We start from the raw sequence: 17,193 nt of genomic DNA, 5'->3' as shown, positions 1-17,193 counted from the left end.
TTGATGCACCCCAAGTACCGTCCGGACATCGACGGGCTGCGCGCCATCGCGGTGGGCTCCGTGCTGGTCTATCACGCCTTCCCGAAGACGCTGATGGGCGGTTTCGTCGGGGTCGACATCTTCTTCGTGATCTCGGGTTTCCTGATCACGACCATCATTCTCCAAAGCCTCGCGGCGGGCGACTTCACCTACCGCGACTTCTACGAGCGGCGCATCCGGCGGATCTTTCCGGCACTGATCGTGGTGTTGCTGGCAACGCTGCTTGCCGGCTGGTACCTGCTGCTGTCCGACGAGTTCGGCGAGCTGGGCAGGCAGACCGTGGGCGGCACGGCGTTCGTCGCCAACCTGGTGTTCTGGGGGGAATCGGGCTACTTCGACACGGCCGCCGAAACCAAGCCGCTGCTGCACCTGTGGTCGCTGGGCATCGAGGAACAGTTCTACATCTTCTGGCCACTGCTGCTTGGGCTCGCATGGCGCAAGCGCTGGCCGATCGTGCGCGTGGTGCTGGCGGTGGCGGCGGTCTCGTTCGTGGTGAACGTGGCGACGGTGCACCCGCTGCCGGCGGCGTCGTTCTACTCGCCGGCCTCCCGCTTCTGGGAGCTGATGGTCGGCGGCATCCTGGCCTGCATGCGGCTGAAGCCGCCAGCGCCGAGTGCATGGCGCAGCCATGTGCAATCGGTGCTGGGCGTCGGGCTGATCGTGCTCGGGCTGGTGATGATCCGCAGCAACAAGGCGTTCCCGGGCTGGTGGGCGCTGCTGCCCACGCTGGGCGCGGTGAGCTGCATCGCCGCGGGGCCGGCCGGCGTGCTGAACAGATACCTGCTGTCGAACCGCGTGATGGTGTGGGTCGGCCTCATCAGCTATCCGCTGTACCTGTGGCACTGGCCGCTGCTGGCGTTCGTGCGCATCGTGGAAGCCGATCCGCTGCATCCGGTGCCGGCCTACCGCGCCGCCGCGTTGGTGGCGAGCGTGCTGCTGGCCTGGGCGACGTACCGCTTCGTGGAGCGCTTCGCGAGGAATCGCCCGGGTGCAGGCACGTTGAAGGCGCTGGGCGCCGGCATGGTGCTGGTGGCCGTGGCGGGCGCCGCCATCTTCCTGGGCGTGCCCGAGCCGCGCAACAGCAGCCCCAAGCTGCAGACCGTGGCCAACGCCACGCTGGACGCCGATTACTACGGGGGCTTCAAGCTCGACCAGATCGGCGAGCAACTGATCTACAAGGTCGGTGGCGGGCCCAGGCGGGTGCTGTTCCTGGGCGACAGCCACGTGCAGCAGTACGCGCCGCGCGTGATGGAACTCGCACGCACGCTGGCGATGGAAGGCAAGTCGGCCTGGTTCGCGACCCAGGGCGCCTGCCCCGCGGTGCCCGGCGTGTATGCGGACAAGAACATCGGCTGCGCCGAACGGCGCGACGCGATGCTGGCCTATGCGCTGGGCCCCGAGGTCGACTCGGTGGTGATCGGCGGTTGCTGGAACTGCTACTTCGTCGGCCAGGGCGCCACCGACTACTACTTCCGCGACAGCAGCAACAAGATCCACCCGTTCCAGAACGGCGACGGCATCGAGCGTTCGCTGGCTTCGATGGAGTTCACGCTGCGCGAGCTGGCGCGCCGCAAGAAGGTCTACCTGCTGCTCGACAACCCCGCCGGCACGGAGTTTTCGCCGAAGCGCCTGATCGAGGGCAGCCGCCTGACGCACATGGAGGTCATGACCTCGACACCGACGGCGCCGCTGCCGGCCGACCAGAAGCAGCTCAATGACCGGCTGCGCGCGATCGCAGCCGCGAGCGGGGCCGAAGCCATCGACGCGATGGCGGTGCTGTGCAAGGCCGACCAGTGCCTGCGCACGATGCCCGACGGTTCGCCCGCCTACAAGGACGCCGACCACCTGCGTCCGCGCTACACCCGGGAAGAGGCGAGCTACTTCGACCGCACGGTGCGCACCGCGCCTGCCGCGCAGCAGCCGTCGCGCTGAGCGGGCCTTCGCCAACCATGCATCCCAAGTACCGCCCCGACATCGACGGCCTGCGTGCCATCGCGGTGGGCTCGGTGCTGGCGTACCACGCCTTTCCGAGCCTGCTGCCGGGCGGCTTCATCGGGGTCGACATCTTCTTCGTGATCTCGGGCTTCCTGATCACGACCATTCTTCTGCAGAGCCTGGCGGCGGGCGATTTCAGCTACCGCGATTTCTATGCACGGCGCATCCGGCGCATCTTTCCGGCGCTGGTGCTGGTGCTGCTCGCGACGCTGACTTTCGGCTGGTACGTGCTGCTGCCGGGCGAGTTCTCGCAGCTCGGCAAGCAGACCACCGGCGGGGCCGCCTTCTTTGCCAACCTCGTCTTCCTGGGTGAGGCGGGCTACTTCGATGCGACGGCCGAGACCAAGCCGCTGTTGCATCTGTGGTCGCTGGGCATCGAGGAGCAGTTCTACATCTTCTGGCCTCTGCTGCTGGGGCTGGCCTGGCGCAGGCGCTGGCCGATGCTGCGCGTGACGCTGGCGGTGGCGGTGATCTCGTTCCTGGTCAACGTGCTGACCGTGCAGCCGCACCGCGCGGCGGCGTTCTATTCGCCGCTGTCGCGCGCGTGGGAGCTGATGGCCGGCGGCCTGCTGGCGGCGATGCGGCTGCAGGCCGCCAACAATGGTTCGGCGCAGCCGCGTCCGTGGACGAAGCATGTGCAGTCCGTCGTCGGCATGGGCCTGATCGTGCTCGGCCTCTTCATGACGCGCAGCACCAAGGCGTTTCCGGGCTGGTGGGCGCTGCTGCCGGTGCTGGGCGCGGTGAGCTGCATCGCCGCCGGTCCCAACGGCGTGCTCAACCGGTATCTGCTGTCGAACCGCGTCATGGTGTGGATCGGGCTGATCAGCTATCCGCTGTACCTCTGGCACTGGCCGCTGCTTTCGTATGCGCGCATCGTGGCGGGCGGGGAGCCGCCGCTGCAGGTGCGCGTCGTGCTGGTGGTGGCGGCGGTGGTGCTGGCCTGGGCCACTTATCGTTTCCTGGAGCGCTTCGTCAAGCTTCATCTTTCGCAAGGCATGCTGCGCGGACTGGCGGGCGGCGGCGCGGCGCTGGCGCTGGCCGGCGCGCTGGTCTTCCTGGGCATGCCTCCTCCGCGCAACGACAGCCAGGCCCTGCAGGCGGTGGCCGACGCGACGCGCGAAGACAACTACTACGGCGGCTTCGAGGAGACCGCGTTGGGCGGGCAGTTCGTCTACCGCACCGGCAGCGGCAGGCACAACGTGCTGCTGATCGGCGACAGCCACGTCGAGCAATACGCACCGCGCGCGCTCGAGCTGGTGCGCACGCAGCCCGGCAAGGCCCGCACGGTGTACTTTGCGACCAAGGGCTCGTGCCCGCCCGTGCCCGGCCTGTTCAGCAGCGCCGACACGGGATGCGAGGAGCGGCGCCAGGCCGTGCTCGACCTGGCGCTCAAGCCGGACATCGATTCGGTGGTGATCGGGGGCTGCTGGAGCTGCTATTTCACCGGCGCCGGGCCCACGGTGAACTACTTCCTGGACGACAGGAAGGCCGTGCACCCGTTCCTCAACGGGGACGGCATCGAGCTGTCGCTGAAGTCGCTGGGCGAGGTACTGAAGCGCCTGTCGGCGCACAAGACGGTCTACCTCGTGCTCGGCAATCCGGTCGGGATGGATTTCGATCCGCTCAAGCAGATCCAGGGCAGCCGGCTCGGGGGCATGACGGCCGCCGGCGGACAGCTCAAGGCCCCGATGCCGCAAGACCAGGCCGTGCTCAACGCGCGGCTGAAGCAGGTGGCCGAGGCCAACGGCGCACGGGTCATCGAGCCTTTTGCGAGCCTGTGCGCCGACGGCCAGTGCATTCGCAGCATGCCCGACGACGGTTCGCCGGCCTACAAGGACATCGGCCACCTTCGGCCCAGGTACGCACGCAGCTTTGCGACGTACGTCGACCCTGCATTGCTCGACGAGGACGCCGGCGGCAAGTAGTCCTGCGGCCGCCTACTGGATCTTCGGGTCGCCGAAAGGCTCGTCGTCCGGTGGCGCTTCGGCCGGCATGCGGAATTCTTCGCTGGCCCAGGCGCCCAGGTCGACGCCCTTGCAGCGCGCGCTGCAGAAGGGCCTGTAGGCGTTGCTCGGCGCGTAGATGCTGTCGCCGCCGCATGTGGGGCAGCGGACGATCCGCTCGCCCTTGCTGTTCAACCGCGTTGTCATGCGCAGAGGGTCAGCTCGAAAGGCGCGTCGTCCGAGCTTTGATGAAGGCGGTCGTCCGCGTCGTGGTGCATCAGGCGCACCGAGACCATGAGGCGGTTGCCGCTGATTTCAGGGATCAGGCCGAGCTTGGGGTCGATGCGCAGGCGCAGCAGCTGGAAGCTGCGGCCCTGCGGCAGGTTCTGCTGGAACTGGCCGTTGCTGGCGATCACCTTGTAGGGCACGTCGGCGTCGCGCAGCAGCTTGAGCAGCAGGTAGATCGACGAGGCCAGCGGTGAGAGGGTGTTCGACCAGCGTTCGAGATCGGCGCGGCGGCTGGCGGCGGGGCGGTGCTGCCAGGCGTAGTAGGCGGGCAGGTCGAACTCGCAGGTGCCGCCCGGAATGCCGGCGCGGCTGCGAATGCTCATGAGCCACTCGTTCTCGGTCAGCGCCTGGCCGGCTTTGCCGGCCACGCTGTTGAGGGCGGTGAAGTTGCCTTCGAGCTGGCCGACGACCTGGTCGAGCACGGCCTCGGCGATGGCCGGATTACCCCGGTAGCTGTTGAAGACGTTCTTGTGCTTGTCGAGGTCGCGCAACACGTCGGCCTTGAGGTCGGCGCGCGCGGCGACGTCCATGATCTCGAAGATCGTGACCAGGGCGTAGTGATGGGACAGCGGCGATTCAGCGGGCACCAGCTCGCCGAGGCGGCGAAACAGGTGCTCGAGCCGCAGGTACGTGCGGATGCGCTCGTTGAAGGGGTACTCGTAGAGGATCACGCGTATCGGTTTTTCACGTCGGGTTCGAGCTCATTGCGATTTGGCGACCGGTGGCGGGAACACCTCGCGCACAGCCTCCAGCATACGCTGCCCAAAAAGAATGTAACCCCGGGTCGAAACGTGGGTCTCGTTGGCGGGGAAAAGATCCTTCACCTTGAATCGGTTCTGCTCGGCCAGCGCAAACAGGTCCGGCCCGATATTTTGCGGGTTGAATGCGGCGCGGAATGCATCGGCATGGTTTTGTTGCAAATACACGGTGGTCTTGTTGGGCACGACCATCCACATCACCTTGTAGGGGGCGGCCGTGCGCTCGAAGCGCTTCATGAACTGCGCGGACTCGGCTGTCAGCGCCGCGTTGACGCGGTCTTCGGCGGTCATCAGCAGTTTGTCGCAGGCGCGGTGGCTGAACTGCTTGCAGCCATCGGGCACCACGCGCGCGTCGATCAGCGGGCCCCAGCGCTCGGGCGTGTTGGTCCAGCTGTCGGAGGCCAGGATGGCCTTGGTGTTGTGGTACGTGAACCAGCCGCTGAGCAGCTGGGCGTCCCAGTTGAGCTGGAAGCCGGGCGCGGGCCTGGCCGGGTTCTCGAACGGCGGCGGCGTCGGCTTGAAGGCGTGCTTCATCGCCTTGCAGCTCTCGGACTTCTCGATGCGGTCCTGCAGCAGGCGCTCGATGCTCTCGACGATCACGACCTTGCCCTTGAAGCCCGACTTCTCGAGCCAGCCCGGGAAGTCGTCGCACAGCGTGCCGCCGAGATTGTCCCAGTGGGTGGTCGTCATCTTGTAGCCTGCGCCCACGAGGGACGCCTGCCAGGCGTAGCGCACGGAGAAGCTGTCGCCGATCACCAGGATGTCGGATTCGTTGATTGGCCAGGTCTTGACGTCGGCGTCGGGAATCGGCGGCGGTGGCACTTGCCAGCCGAATTCGCGCTCCGAGATGCGGCCGATGCGGGTCAGGTCGCCGTAGGGAACGGGGGTGAAGAGGCTGGCGACCAGCAGCGCACAGCACACCAGGTAGCCCGCGGCGAAGATGCGAAGCCAGGTCCTCGCCGATTTCGTGTCTTCCATCTCAGCTCTCCACTGCACTCCGAATGGTCTCCAGCGCATGAACCGGGCATGCTCCATTCGCGGGACGCCGTGGAACCGGCTTTGCCGGGCCACCGGCGTCGCCCCCGGCGAGGGGGTAGGAGAAGCGACACGAAGTGCGCGAAGCCTGGGGGAGATTCATTTCAGAACTGGAAATAGAGGAACGGGCTGTAGCTGCCGAACTTCGACACGCACAGGCCAAAAAGATAGACGCAGCCCAGGCCCGTGACCCAGGTGGCCAGGCGCTGGAGGCGGGGGCGTCCGGCCAGGCCCGCGACGTTGGGAATCCAGCGGTCGAGCGTGATGGTGGGCGGCAGCGCCAGGCAGATCACCAGGCCGGCGAAGACGGTCTGGAAGAACTCGGGCTTGCGGAACGGTACGCGGAATTCGCTGAAGGCCGACACGGGCGCGCCGTGCAGGCCCAGCATGCCCTTGTAGATCTCGACGGCGGCCGTCATGCTGTCGGCCCGGAACACCACCCAGGCGATCATGACGCACAGGAAGGTGATGAACCAGCCGGCCACGCGGCCGAGCACCGTGCTTCCGGTCTTGCCGCGCCGGACCTTCGCGTTCCAGAAGTGGTTGACCATCAGGTACGCGCCATGCAGCGCGCCCCAGATGACGAAGGTCCAGGCCGCGCCGTGCCACAGGCCGCCCAGCAGCATCGTGAGAAAGAGATTGATGTAGCGCCGCGCCGGGCCCTTGCGGTTGCCGCCGAGCGGCACGTAGAGATAGTCGCGCAGGAAAGTCGACAGCGAGATGTGCCAGCGCCGCCAGAACTCGATCATGTTGGTCGACTTGTAGGGCGACCTGAAGTTGAGCGGCAGCTGCACGCCCACGCACAGCGACAGGCCCACCGCCATGTCGGAGTAGCCCGAGAAGTCGAAATAGATCTGCAGCGTGTAGGCCAGCACACCGAACCAGGCCGTGTACAGCGAGGGCATCACGCCTTCGTGCACGCCCTTGAACATCATGTCGGCGTACTGCCCCAGCGGGTCGGCGATCAGCATCTTCTTGGCCAGGCCGAAGACGAAGATGCCCAGTCCGAGCGCCACGTTGTTCGCGTTGAACCGGTAGGTGGCCGGATTGTTGAACTGCGGCATCATCTGCGCGTGATGCAGCACCGGGCCCGCGATCAGGTGCGGGAAATAGGTCACGAACAGCGCGTAGTGGACAAAGCTGCGCTCGTGCACCTTGCCCTGCCAGCAGTCGACCAGAAAGGCGATCTGCGTGAACGTGTAGAACGAGATGCCGATCGGCAGCACGATGTGCACCAGATCGATCTGCGAGAAGCCCGCAGCCGCCAAGCCGGCATCGACGTTTTCCAGGAAGAAGTTGGCGTACTTGAAGACGGCCAGCACCCCGAGGTTGAGCACCAGCGCGATGATCAGCAAGGCCTTGCGATGCTTGTCCTCGCGGCCCGGAGAAGGCGTCAGCCGCAGCCCGAACCAGTAGTTGATGCAGATCGACCCCAGCAGGAGGGGCAGTGCCTTGACGCTCCACCACCCGTAGAAGAACAGTGATGCCAGTGCCAGGAAACCCGCCGCCGACCGGGGGCTGCGCGTACCGATCAGGAAGAAGCCGATCAGGACCAGCGGGAAGAAAACGAAGATGAAGGAATACGAATTGAAAAGCATCGTGAGGGGCGCTGAGGCGTGCGCCGTTTGACGTGGTCGTCGTGTAGCCGTCGCGGCGTCAACGCCAAATTATCGCGTGCCTGCCCGAATCCACCGTTCCCAGAGACCCTGAACCTGCTGGCCGAGTTCCTCCAGCGTCAGGGACTCGTTGAAAATGACCGCATCGGCGGCGGCCCGGCGTGCCGGGCGCGTGGCCTGCTGGGCAATCACCGCCTTGACCGCTTCGGGTGCCCAACCCGAGCGTGCGACGACGCGTTTCAGCTGCGTTTCCTCGGTGGCGTCGACCACCAGCACCCGGTCGACGAGGGCGCGCCAGCGGCCGGATTCAACGAGCAGGGGAACATCGAACACGACGACCGCGTCCTCGCCGGCGGCCGCGGCCAGGCGCTGCGTTTCGGCGCCGATCAAGGGGTGGAGGATGGATTCGAGGCGGGCCTTGGCGCCTGCATCCGCGAACACGATCTGCCGCATGGCGGCCCTGTCCAGGCCACCGTCGGGGGCAATGATTTCGGCGCCGAAAGCGGCTTCGAGGGCCGGCATGGCAATGCCGCCCGGGAGCGCGATGGCTCGCGCGATGGCGTCGGTGTCCACCAGCACCGCCCCCTGGGCGACCAACAGCCCCGCGACGGTACTCTTGCCGCTTCCGATACCGCCCGTCAGGCCGATGCGCCGCACCATGCGGTGTGTCAATGGATCAGTGCGCCGAGGGGAAAGGCGAACGGAATCCATTGCCTCACGATTTCGGGGCCCGCCACGAGGCAGACGAGGCCCGCGCCGGCCAGGAAGGGGCCGAAGGCGATGGGAATGTCCTTGTGCGCCAGTTTGCCGGCGACGCGCAGCGTCACACCGATCACCGCGCCCACCAGAGAAGAGACGAGGATGATCGCGATGAGGTAGTCGGCGCCGAGCCAGGCGCCCAGCGCGGCGAGCAGTTTGAAGTCTCCATAGCCCATGCCTTCCTTGCCCGTAACCAGGCGAAAGCCATGGTACACAAGCCAGAGGCTCAGGTAGCCGAACACGGCACCCCAGACGGCAGAGCTCAGCGGCACGCCGGTCCAGCCCATGGCCGCACCCACCAGGCCGAGCCAGAGCAGGGGGTAGTTGAGCGAGTCGGGCAGGAACTGGGTGTCGAAATCGATCAGGAACTGGCAGATCAGCAGGGCGCCGAATGCGGCCCAGAGCACCCCGGCCGGTGTGATGCCGAAACGCCAGGCGCAGAGCGCGAACAGCGCGCCCGTGACCAGTTCGACCAGCGGGTAGCGAGGACTGATCGAAGTCTTGCAAGACGCGCAGCGCCCGCGCAGCACGAGATAGCTCAGCACGGGGATGTTCTCGTACCAGCGGATCTTGTGCCCGCAGTTTCCGCAGCGCGATGCGGGGCGGGTCAGGTCGAAAGGGGGCTGCGCTTCGAGGACTGCGGCGGCCTTGTCGGCAGCCGCTTCCAGCCCCGCGGGAGGCGACACCTTTGGACCGAAGGCCAGCGACCACAGCGAGGGCGCATCCTTCGACGGCATGAGGTTGGCAACGGCATCGGCGAGCCAGTCGCGATACATCATCACCGGTGTGCGGTAGATGACGACGTTCATGAAACTGCCGATCAATAGCCCCAGCACACCGGCGAACGCGGTGTCGAACTCCCTCGAAACGAGCATCAGACGACCTGGCCGAGCTTGAAGATGGGCAGGTACATCGACACCACGATGCCGCCGATGATGGTGCCGAGGAACACGATGATGATGGGTTCCATCAGGCTCGAGAGGCCCGCGACCATGTCGTCCACTTCCGATTCGTAGAAGTCGGCGGCCTTGCCCAGCATGTGGTCGATGGAGCCCGATTCCTCGCCAATCGCGGTCATCTGGATCACCATCGACGGGAACAGGTTGGCGTTGGTCATGGCCGAGGTCAGGCTGGTGCCCGTGGAAACCTCCTGCTGGATCTTCGCCGTGGCGTCGCCATAGACACTGTTGCCCGAGGCGCCGCCCACCGAGTCGAGGGCTTCGACGAGGGGGACGCCCGCCGCGAACATCGTCGCAAGCGTTCGTGTCCAGCGTGCAACGCAGGATTTCTCGATCAAGGTGCCGAAGATCGGAATGCGAAGCAGCAGGCGGTCCATGACCTTCTGCACGCGCTCGTTGCGCTTCCACGCCTGCATGAAGAAGTAGAGGCCGCCGCCGATGCCGCCGAAGATCAGCCACCAGTACGAGACGAAGAATTCGCTCATGGCCATCACGAACAGCGTTGGTGCGGGAAGGTCGGCCCCGAACGAGGTGAACACCTGCTTGAACGCGGGAATCACGAAGATCATGATGATCGCGACTACCACAAAGGCCACGACCACCACCGAGGTCGGGTACATCAACGCCGACTTGATCTTGGATTTGATCGCCTCGGTCTTCTCCATGTACGTGGCAAGGCGGTCCAGCAGGTCTTCCAGAATACCGGCCGCTTCGCCGGCCTCCACCAGGTTGCAGTAGAGGTTGTCGAAATACTTCGGGAACTTGCGGAAGGCGGCCGACAGCGAGGTGCCGGTTTCCACGTCGCTGCGGATGTCGTTGAGCAGCTTGGCCACGCTCGCGTTCGCATTGCCGCGCCCGACGATGTCGAAGGACTGCATCAAGGGCACGCCGGCCTTCATCATGGTCGCCAGCTGGCGCGTGAAGATGGCGATGTCCTTGGGCTTGATCGCCTTGCCGGAGCGCATGCGGCGCTTCTTGATCTTGGAGGCGAGCACGCCCTGGCGGCGCAGTGCAGCCTGTACCTGGTTTTCGCCGGCGGCCCGAAGTTCGCCGCGCACCGCCTTGCCGTTGCGGTCCTTGCCTTCCCATTCGAAGACAAATTCCTTGTGCGTGGGCTGGGAGCGGGTGGATGCCACTGTTGCCATTCGATCTCCGGTTCTCAGTGTGTGTTCGTTATTCGTTGGTGCAGGCCACCACTTCTTCCAGCGAAGTGAGACCTTGCATGACTTTTCGCAGACCCGACTGGCGCAGCGAACGCACGCCTTCTTTTTCGGACTGCTGAGCGATGTCGAGCGCGCTGCCGTCGCGCAGGATGATTTCCTGGATGGCTTCCGAGATCGGCATCACCTGGTAGATGCCCACGCGGCCCTTGTAGCCGCCGTTGCAGGCGGAGCAGCCGACGGGGCGGTAGGGCTTCCAGGTGCCGTCCAGATCTTCTTCCCTGAACCCTGCGTCGAGCAGCGTTTCGCGCGGAACGTCGGCCGGCATGCGGCAGAGGGTGCACAGCCGGCGGGTCAGGCGCTGCGCGGTAATCAGGATCACGCTCGATGCGATGTTGAACGGCGCGATACCCATGTTGCGCATCCGCGTGAGCGTCGTCGGCGCGTCGTTGGTGTGCAGCGTGGAGAGCACCAGGTGGCCCGTTTGCGCGGCCTTGATCGAGATGTCGGCGGTTTCGAGGTCGCGGATTTCGCCGACCATGATGATGTCCGGATCCTGCCGCAGGAAGGCGCGCAGCGCGGCCGCGAAGGTCAGTCCCGCCCGTTCGTTGACGTTGACCTGGTTGACGCCGGGCAGGTTGATTTCCGACGGATCTTCCGCCGTCGCGATGTTGACGCCCGGCTGGTTCAGCAGGTTCAGGCAGGTGTAGAGCGACACCGTCTTGCCGGAGCCCGTGGGACCGGTCACCAGGACCATGCCGTAGGGCCGGCCGATGGCGTGAAGGAGCCGTTCCTTTTCGTCTGCGTCGTAGCCCAGAGCGTCGATGCCCAGGCGCGCGCTGCTGGGGTCAAGGACACGAATGACGATCTTCTCGCCGAACAGCGTGGGCAAAGTGCTCACGCGGAAGTCGATGACGCGATCGGGCCCGATCTTGAGCTTCATGCGGCCGTCCTGCGGCACGCGCTTCTCCGAGATGTCGAGCCGCGAGATGACCTTGATGCGCGACGCCAGCTTGTCCTTGATGACGGTGGGCGGGCTGGCGATTTCGCGCAGCTCGCCGTCGATCCGGAACCGTACGCGGTACTGGTGCTCGTAGGGCTCGAAATGGATGTCCGATGCGCGCATGCCGATCGCGTCGAGCAGCATCTTGTGGAGAAAGCGCACGACCGGCGCGTCTTCGACTTCGGCGACCGCCTGCTCGTTGCTGTCACCCGAGGTGTCGGCCGTGACGTCGTCGAACTCGAACTCGCTGCCGACGATGTTGTTGATCGTTTCCGCTGCACTGACGGCGGCGGCTTCGATCATTCGCGACAGCTTGTCGTATTCCGCGATGACCCAGTCGACGCCCATCTGGGAAGCGAACTTGATCTTCTCTGCCGCCTGTTGGTCCGAGGGGTCGGCTGTTGCAACAATCAGACGGTTGTTGCGCTTGCTGAGGACGACGATGCGGTACGCATGGCACAGCTTCGGGTCGAGCAGGTCCTTGGGCAGGCGCTGGGGATCGATTGCGTCGAGGTCGAGCAGCGGGGCGCCGAAGGCGGTGGAAAGGGTGTGGGCGAGATCGGCGGCCGAGACGGCGCCAGAGCCGGTCAGCTCCGCGATGAAGCTGGTGCGGCCGCTCAGGGACTTCTGGTAGATGTCCTCGGCCACCCTGGCAGGAAGCTTGCCTGCCGACACCAGGGCGCGTGCAAGCCCTGGGAGGGCAATCTGCGAGGTTTCTTTAACTGGAAGTTCGGCTGCGGCCATTCAACGGATGAAAAAGATGTGAAAAAATGCTTCACGATCATCGCTGAACAGTCCTTTGCTGTAAATCGCTACACAGCAACAGGCATGGCCATTTATTTATGCCAGCCAATGGCTGGTCGGGGTGAGAGGATTCGAACCTCCGGCCTCTACGTCCCGAACGTAGCGCTCTACCAGGCTAAGCTACACCCCGATGGTTGCAAGAAAAAAGAGAAATCGTCCTAGATGCCAACTCAGGTGAGGTGTTCAGGCACGTCGCTCAAGCAACTGAGCCGCCAATTGTAGCAAACCTGAAGCATGCAAATTGGACGGGAGGCCCTTCAATGCATGAATTGCTCGCTGTGCCTCGGCGGCGGCGGCGGCGCGCGAGGCAGCAAGGGCGCCGGTTTCGCGCACGATCTCGACGACCTTGCCCAGCTGGGCGGTGTCGCCCGCTTCGATGGCGGCGCGCACCAGTTCGCTCTGCGCCGGGGTTCCGTGCTGCATCGCGAAGATGAGCGGCAGCGTGGTCTTGCCTTCGCGCAGGTCGTCGCCGACGTTCTTTCCTGTCTCGTTGGCATCGCCCGCGTAGTCCAGTACGTCGTCGATCACCTGGAAGGCGGTGCCGAGCGCCTGTCCGTAAGTGGCGCAGGCTTCCTCCACTTCGGCGGTGGCGCCCGCCAGCACGGCCGCCAGGCGGGTGCTGGCTTCAAACAGCTTCGCGGTCTTGGAGCGGATCACGCGCAGATAGGCGGCCTCATCCAGCGATGCGTCGTGCATGTTCATCAGCTGGAGCACCTCGCCCTCGGCGATCACGTTGGTTGCTTCAGCCAGGATCTGCATGATGCGCATGTTGTTGGCATCCAACATCATCTGGAACGCGCGCGAATAGAGAAAGTCGCCGACCAGCACGCTGGCCGGGTTGCCGAACGATTCGTTGGCAGTCGCCCGGCCGCGCCGAAGGGTCGATTCATCGACCACGTCGTCGTGCAGCAGGGTGGCTGTGTGGATGAACTCCACGACGGCCGCCAGATTGAAGCGCTGCTCGCCCGTATAGCCCAAGGCGCCCGACATCAGCAGCAGGAGCGCCGGCCGCAGGCGCTTGCCGCCAGCCGAGATGATGTATCTTGAAACTTGGCTGACCAGCGGCACGCCCGTGTCGAGGCGGCGGGCGATCACACGGTCGACTTCGACCATGTCGCCGGCAATCAGGTCCAGCACGGTGGCGGTGGGGGAGGTGTCGGCGGCGGGAACTGGCAAAGCGGAGGCGCGGAGCGCTGCGGAGGATGAGGGCGACCCAGGCTGGGGAAGGGGCGGAAGGCGCAAATTATAGGGAGCCGCCAAGGTTTGCCGGGAGCGCGTTGGGCTGGAAGTGGTTAGCAAGCACAAACCGCGCTATAATCTTGGGCTCTGCGGAATTCGCTGCGGAGACTCATTTCTAAGAGGTTTACATGTACGCGGTCATAAAAACCGGCGGCAAGCAGTATCGCGTTGCTTCCGGCGAAAAAATTAAAGTAGAACAGATTGCTGCGGACGTAGGCCAGGAAATCGTGATCGACCAGGTTCTGGCCGTCGGAAACGGCGCTGAAATCAAGGTTGGCACGCCCCTGGTGTCCGGCGCAACGGTGACAGTCACGGTACTGTCGCACGGCAAGCACGACAAGGTGCACATCTTCAAGATGCGCCGTCGCAAGCACTATCAGAAACGTCAAGGCCATCGCCAGCAGTTCACCGAACTGCAAATCGGCGCGATCGCCGGCTAAGGAGCACATTCCATGGCACAGAAAAAAGGCGGCGGCTCAACGCGAAACGGGCGCGATTCCAAGCCCAAGATGCTCGGCGTGAAGGCTTTCGGCGGCGAACTGATCAGCGCAGGCTCGATCATCGTGCGCCAGCGCGGCACCCAGTTCCATCCCGGCGTGAACGTCGGCGTGGGCAAGGACCACACGCTGTTTGCCCTGGTCGACGGCCACGTGTCGTTCGGTCACAAGGGTGCACTCAACAAGCACACGGTCAACGTGACCCCCGCGGCGTAAGCCTCGAGTCACTTCGAACTGCCCGAGGCCCCGCATTGCCGGGGCTTCTTCATTTGTAAACTGGACATCCCATGAAGTTCGTCGACGAAGCCTTCATCGACATCGCCGCGGGCGATGGCGGCAACGGCTGCGTGTCGTTCCGTCATGAGAAGTACAAGGAATTCGGCGGCCCCAACGGCGGCGACGGCGGCCGTGGCGGCCACGTGTTCGCGGTGGCCGACTCGAACCTCAACACCCTGGTCGACTTTCGCTACTCGCGCCGGCACGAAGCCAAGCGCGGCGAGCACGGCATGGGCTCCGACATGTTCGGTGCCGCTGGCGACGACATCACGCTCAAGATGCCGGTTGGCACGATCATCTCCGACGCCGAAACGGGCGAAGTGCTGTTCGAGCTGTTGAAGGAGGGCGAGGTCATCACCATCGCCAAGGGCGGCGACGGCGGCTTCGGAAACATGCGCTTCAAGAGCGCCATCAACCGCGCGCCGCGCCAGAAGACCCCGGGCTGGCCCGGCGAGAAGCGCAGCCTCAAGCTCGAACTCAAGGTGCTGGCCGATGTCGGCCTGCTCGGCATGCCGAACGCAGGCAAGTCGACGCTGATCAGCGCGATTTCGAACGCCCGCCCGCGCATCGCGGACTATCCCTTCACCACGCTGCACCCGAACCTGGGCGTCGTGCGCGTGGGCCCGGAACAGAGCTTCGTGGTGGCAGACCTTCCCGGCCTGATCGAAGGCGCTTCCGAAGGCGCAGGCCTGGGCCATCTCTTCCTGCGGCACCTGCAGCGCACGCGCCTGCTGCTGCATGTGATCGACATGGCGCCGTTCGACGACAACGTCGACCCGGTCGCACAGGCCAAGGCCATCGTCGGCGAGCTCAAGAAGTACGACGCCGCACTCTACGAAAAGCCGCGCTGGCTCGTGCTCAACAAGCTCGACATGGTGCCGGCCGACGAACGCGCAGCGCGCGTCAAGGACTTCGTGAAGCGCCTGCGCTTCAAGGGGCCGGTGTTCGAAATCTCGGCGCTCACGCGCGAAGGCTGCGAACATCTGGTGCAGGCCATCTATCAGCAGGTCAAGGCGCAGCAGGTGGCCGAGCATGCGCCGGTGGTCGTCGACCCGCGCTTCACGCCGCTGCCTCCCGAGGGCGCTTAGCGGCACCGCAGCATTGCCCGTGATGCTGCCAACGGACAGATAGACAGACAAAAGCAACCTCGCAGCATTCACCGCAAAATGACCTCGAACTCCGGATCCACAGCCTTGCGGGATGCCCGCCGTATCGTCGTCAAGGTGGGCTCCAGCCTCGTGACCAACGAGGGGCGCGGCCTCGACGAGGCAGCCATCGGCGAATGGTGCCGGCAACTGGCCGCGCTGGTGCGCGAGGGCCGCGAGGTCGTCATGGTGTCGAGCGGAGCGATCGCCGAAGGCATGAAGCGTCTCGGCTGGCGAACCCGGCCGCACGAGGTCCATGAACTGCAGGCCGCCGCGGCTGTGGGGCAGATGGGCCTGGCCCAGATGTACGAAACCAAGCTGCGCGAAAACGAGATAGGCAGTGCGCAGGTGCTGCTGACCCATGCCGACCTGGCCGATCGCGAGCGCTACCTCAATGCCCGTTCGACGCTGGTCACGCTGCTCAAGCTGGGCGTGGTGCCGGTCATCAACGAGAACGACACCGTCGTCAACGACGAGATCAAGTTCGGCGACAACGACACGCTCGGCGCGCTCGTGGCGAACCTCGTCGAGGCCGACGCACTGGTCATCCTCACGGACCAGAAGGGCCTGTACACGGCCGACCCGCGCAAGGACGCCGACGCGAAGTTCGTGCACGAAGCCGCCGCCGGCGACCCGGCGCTCGAGGCCATGGCGGGCGGCGCCGGCTCCAGCATCGGCCGCGGCGGAATGATCACCAAGATTCTTGCGGCCAAGCGCGCGGCCGGCTCGGGCGCCTCCACCGTCATCGCCTGGGGGCGCGAGTCCGATGCCCTGCTGCGCCTGGCACGAGGCGAGTCCATCGGTACGCTGCTGGTGGCGCAGACAGCCAAGCACCAGGCCCGCAAGCGCTGGATGGCCGATCACCTGCAACTGCGCGGCGCCGTCGTTGTCGACGCGGGCGCTGCCGCCAAGGTGCGGACCGAAGGCAAGAGCCTGCTGCCGATCGGCATGACCAGCGTCTCGGGCGAGTTCTCGCGCGGCGACGTGATTGCGGTGCGCGACGTCGATGGCGTCGAACTGGCCCGGGGCCTGGCCAACTATTCGAGCGTGGAAGCGCGCCTGCTGTGCCGCAAGCCCTCGAGCGAATTCGAGCGCCTGCTGGGCTATGTCGCGGAGCCGGAGATGGTCCATCGCGACAACATGGTGCTGATGCCCAACTGATGAAAACAACAACGGGGCGCAAAGCCCCGTTGATGGATTGACTACTGCACTTCCCGTATCGGGTTGCGTATGTTCTGGACCATTTCCCCGATCGAGGCGCGGGGCGCATTGCCGCGGCACAGGGCCTGGCGCGACAGCGCCCGGGTGTAGCTCGAATTCAGGTCGTTCAGGCGCTTCCACTCGGGCTTGGCGACGTCTTGCCAGGCGCCGTTGTTGTAGCGCGCATAGCTCTTCATTTCCGCGGTCGAGCAGCGCACGCCTTCATAGAAGGCATTGACGGCGCCGCCATTGCGGTTGTGCGCCACCACCACGTAGCGCACGATGCCGTCGCCCGTGATCGCGATCGTGTTCGGGTCGATGCCGAACTTCAAGCTCATGTACGGCGGCATTTCGATCGGCAGCAGGCGGCTTTCGCTGAAGGCCGGCGGTGGGGGCGTTGCGGTTTCCTCCCACTCCTTGTCCGTCTCGTAGCGCTTGGGCGGCAGCGGCATGCCCCCCTGGGCCCAGTCGGGATTG

The 17,193-nt window shown here is 65.3% G+C and carries 16 protein-coding genes and 1 tRNA gene; 6 read left to right on the top strand and 11 right to left on the bottom strand.

The window, feature by feature from the left end; translation table 11 throughout:
- The first annotated feature begins 3 nt into the window (after positions 1–3).
- Together ACEN9N_RS18090 and ACEN9N_RS18085 are read left to right on the top strand one after the other, a co-directional pair.
- Entirely contained in the window at positions 4–1,971 is a 1,968-nt protein-coding gene (locus ACEN9N_RS18090; RefSeq protein WP_495656399.1) for an acyltransferase family protein, read from the top strand.
- A 17-nt stretch (positions 1,972–1,988) separates the two neighbouring features.
- Positions 1,989–3,959 (top strand): acyltransferase family protein, encoded by a 1,971-nt coding sequence (locus ACEN9N_RS18085; protein ID WP_495654192.1) that lies wholly within the window; start codon positions 1,989–1,991, stop codon positions 3,957–3,959.
- Between the two features lie 12 nt (positions 3,960–3,971).
- Here the strand turns inward: ACEN9N_RS18085 and ACEN9N_RS18080 are convergent, their stop codons facing one another.
- From ACEN9N_RS18080 to ACEN9N_RS18035, 10 genes are all read right to left on the bottom strand, one after another.
- Positions 3,972–4,184, bottom strand: a complete 213-nt coding sequence (locus tag ACEN9N_RS18080; RefSeq protein WP_007833230.1) for a DNA gyrase inhibitor YacG — start codon at positions 4,182–4,184, stop codon at positions 3,972–3,974.
- A complete protein-coding gene (zapD, locus tag ACEN9N_RS18075) occupies positions 4,181–4,936 on the bottom strand; it encodes a cell division protein ZapD (protein ID WP_495654191.1) in 756 nt (251 codons plus the stop codon). Before zapD ends, ACEN9N_RS18080 begins: the two co-directional genes overlap by 4 nt.
- A gap of 30 nt (positions 4,937–4,966) precedes the next feature.
- The gene (locus tag ACEN9N_RS18070; protein ID WP_007833234.1) at positions 4,967–6,001 is read right to left on the bottom strand and encodes a hypothetical protein; all 1,035 of its coding nucleotides are present in this window, start codon (positions 5,999–6,001) and stop codon (positions 4,967–4,969) included.
- Positions 6,002–6,162: 161 nt separating this feature from the next.
- Positions 6,163–7,656 carry an MBOAT family O-acyltransferase gene (locus tag ACEN9N_RS18065; RefSeq protein ID WP_495654190.1) on the bottom strand — a complete coding sequence of 498 codons (1,494 nt, stop codon included), beginning with the start codon at positions 7,654–7,656 and terminating at the stop codon, positions 6,163–6,165.
- Positions 7,657–7,725: 69 nt separating this feature from the next.
- Complete coding sequence (gene coaE, locus ACEN9N_RS18060; protein WP_007833238.1) at positions 7,726–8,334, bottom strand: dephospho-CoA kinase; 609 nt, start codon at positions 8,332–8,334, stop codon at positions 7,726–7,728.
- Positions 8,335–8,342: 8 nt separating this feature from the next.
- Positions 8,343–9,308 carry a prepilin peptidase gene (locus tag ACEN9N_RS18055; RefSeq protein WP_056594048.1) on the bottom strand — a complete coding sequence of 322 codons (966 nt, stop codon included), beginning with the start codon at positions 9,306–9,308 and terminating at the stop codon, positions 8,343–8,345.
- Positions 9,308–10,537, bottom strand: a complete 1,230-nt coding sequence (locus ACEN9N_RS18050) for a type II secretion system F family protein (protein ID WP_007833240.1) — start codon at positions 10,535–10,537, stop codon at positions 9,308–9,310. Before ACEN9N_RS18050 ends, ACEN9N_RS18055 begins: the two co-directional genes overlap by 1 nt.
- 28 nt (positions 10,538–10,565) lie before the next feature.
- A complete protein-coding gene (pilB, locus tag ACEN9N_RS18045) occupies positions 10,566–12,299 on the bottom strand; it encodes a type IV-A pilus assembly ATPase PilB (protein WP_413314776.1) in 1,734 nt (577 codons plus the stop codon).
- Between the two features lie 113 nt (positions 12,300–12,412).
- A tRNA-Pro gene (locus tag ACEN9N_RS18040) sits at positions 12,413–12,489 on the bottom strand.
- A 53-nt stretch (positions 12,490–12,542) separates the two neighbouring features.
- Positions 12,543–13,535, bottom strand: coding sequence for a polyprenyl synthetase family protein (locus tag ACEN9N_RS18035; protein ID WP_495656398.1), 993 nt, complete (start codon positions 13,533–13,535; stop codon positions 12,543–12,545).
- A 191-nt stretch (positions 13,536–13,726) separates the two neighbouring features.
- Between ACEN9N_RS18035 and rplU the strand changes: the two genes are divergently transcribed.
- From rplU to proB, 4 genes are all read left to right on the top strand, one after another.
- Positions 13,727–14,038, top strand: a complete 312-nt coding sequence (gene rplU / locus ACEN9N_RS18030; protein WP_007833243.1) for a 50S ribosomal protein L21 — start codon at positions 13,727–13,729, stop codon at positions 14,036–14,038.
- Positions 14,039–14,050: 12 nt separating this feature from the next.
- A complete protein-coding gene (rpmA, locus tag ACEN9N_RS18025; RefSeq protein WP_007833244.1) occupies positions 14,051–14,311 on the top strand; it encodes a 50S ribosomal protein L27 in 261 nt (86 codons plus the stop codon).
- A 71-nt stretch (positions 14,312–14,382) separates the two neighbouring features.
- Complete coding sequence (gene cgtA, locus ACEN9N_RS18020) at positions 14,383–15,459, top strand: Obg family GTPase CgtA (protein WP_413314778.1); 1,077 nt, start codon at positions 14,383–14,385, stop codon at positions 15,457–15,459.
- A 78-nt stretch (positions 15,460–15,537) separates the two neighbouring features.
- A complete protein-coding gene (gene proB, locus ACEN9N_RS18015; RefSeq protein WP_042673374.1) occupies positions 15,538–16,677 on the top strand; it encodes a glutamate 5-kinase in 1,140 nt (379 codons plus the stop codon).
- Positions 16,678–16,718: 41 nt separating this feature from the next.
- On the opposite strand, the gene ACEN9N_RS18010 is transcribed toward proB, so the two are convergent.
- Complete coding sequence (locus ACEN9N_RS18010; RefSeq protein ID WP_237726091.1) at positions 16,719–17,168, bottom strand: CNP1-like family protein; 450 nt, start codon at positions 17,166–17,168, stop codon at positions 16,719–16,721.
- Positions 17,169–17,193: the final 25 nt, after the last annotated feature.

Source organism: Variovorax sp. Varisp46 (assembly GCF_059491885.1).
This window is presented reverse-complemented; position numbering and strand designations above follow the sequence as displayed.

What these genes read in the sequence shown, in the direction of transcription:
- ACEN9N_RS18090 (WP_495656399.1), top strand. Translation starts at nt 4, where the DNA reads ATGCACCCCAAGTACCGTCCGGACATCGACGGGCTGCGCGCCATCGCG.
- ACEN9N_RS18085 (WP_495654192.1), top strand. Translation starts at nt 1,989, where the DNA reads ATGCATCCCAAGTACCGCCCCGACATCGACGGCCTGCGTGCCATCGCG.
- ACEN9N_RS18080 (WP_007833230.1), bottom strand. Translation starts at nt 4,184, where the DNA reads ATGACAACGCGGTTGAACAGCAAGGGCGAGCGGATCGTCCGCTGCCCC.
- ACEN9N_RS18070 (WP_007833234.1), bottom strand. Translation starts at nt 6,001, where the DNA reads ATGGAAGACACGAAATCGGCGAGGACCTGGCTTCGCATCTTCGCCGCG.
- ACEN9N_RS18065 (WP_495654190.1), bottom strand. Translation starts at nt 7,656, where the DNA reads ATGCTTTTCAATTCGTATTCCTTCATCTTCGTTTTCTTCCCGCTGGTC.
- coaE (WP_007833238.1), bottom strand. Translation starts at nt 8,334, where the DNA reads ATGGTGCGGCGCATCGGCCTGACGGGCGGTATCGGAAGCGGCAAGAGT.
- ACEN9N_RS18055 (WP_056594048.1), bottom strand. Translation starts at nt 9,308, where the DNA reads ATGCTCGTTTCGAGGGAGTTCGACACCGCGTTCGCCGGTGTGCTGGGG.
- ACEN9N_RS18050 (WP_007833240.1), bottom strand. Translation starts at nt 10,537, where the DNA reads ATGGCAACAGTGGCATCCACCCGCTCCCAGCCCACGCACAAGGAATTT.
- pilB (WP_413314776.1), bottom strand. Translation starts at nt 12,299, where the DNA reads ATGGCCGCAGCCGAACTTCCAGTTAAAGAAACCTCGCAGATTGCCCTC.
- rplU (WP_007833243.1), top strand. Translation starts at nt 13,727, where the DNA reads ATGTACGCGGTCATAAAAACCGGCGGCAAGCAGTATCGCGTTGCTTCC.
- rpmA (WP_007833244.1), top strand. Translation starts at nt 14,051, where the DNA reads ATGGCACAGAAAAAAGGCGGCGGCTCAACGCGAAACGGGCGCGATTCC.
- cgtA (WP_413314778.1), top strand. Translation starts at nt 14,383, where the DNA reads ATGAAGTTCGTCGACGAAGCCTTCATCGACATCGCCGCGGGCGATGGC.
- proB (WP_042673374.1), top strand. Translation starts at nt 15,538, where the DNA reads ATGACCTCGAACTCCGGATCCACAGCCTTGCGGGATGCCCGCCGTATC.
- ACEN9N_RS18010 (WP_237726091.1), bottom strand. Translation starts at nt 17,168, where the DNA reads ATGCCGCTGCCGCCCAAGCGCTACGAGACGGACAAGGAGTGGGAGGAA.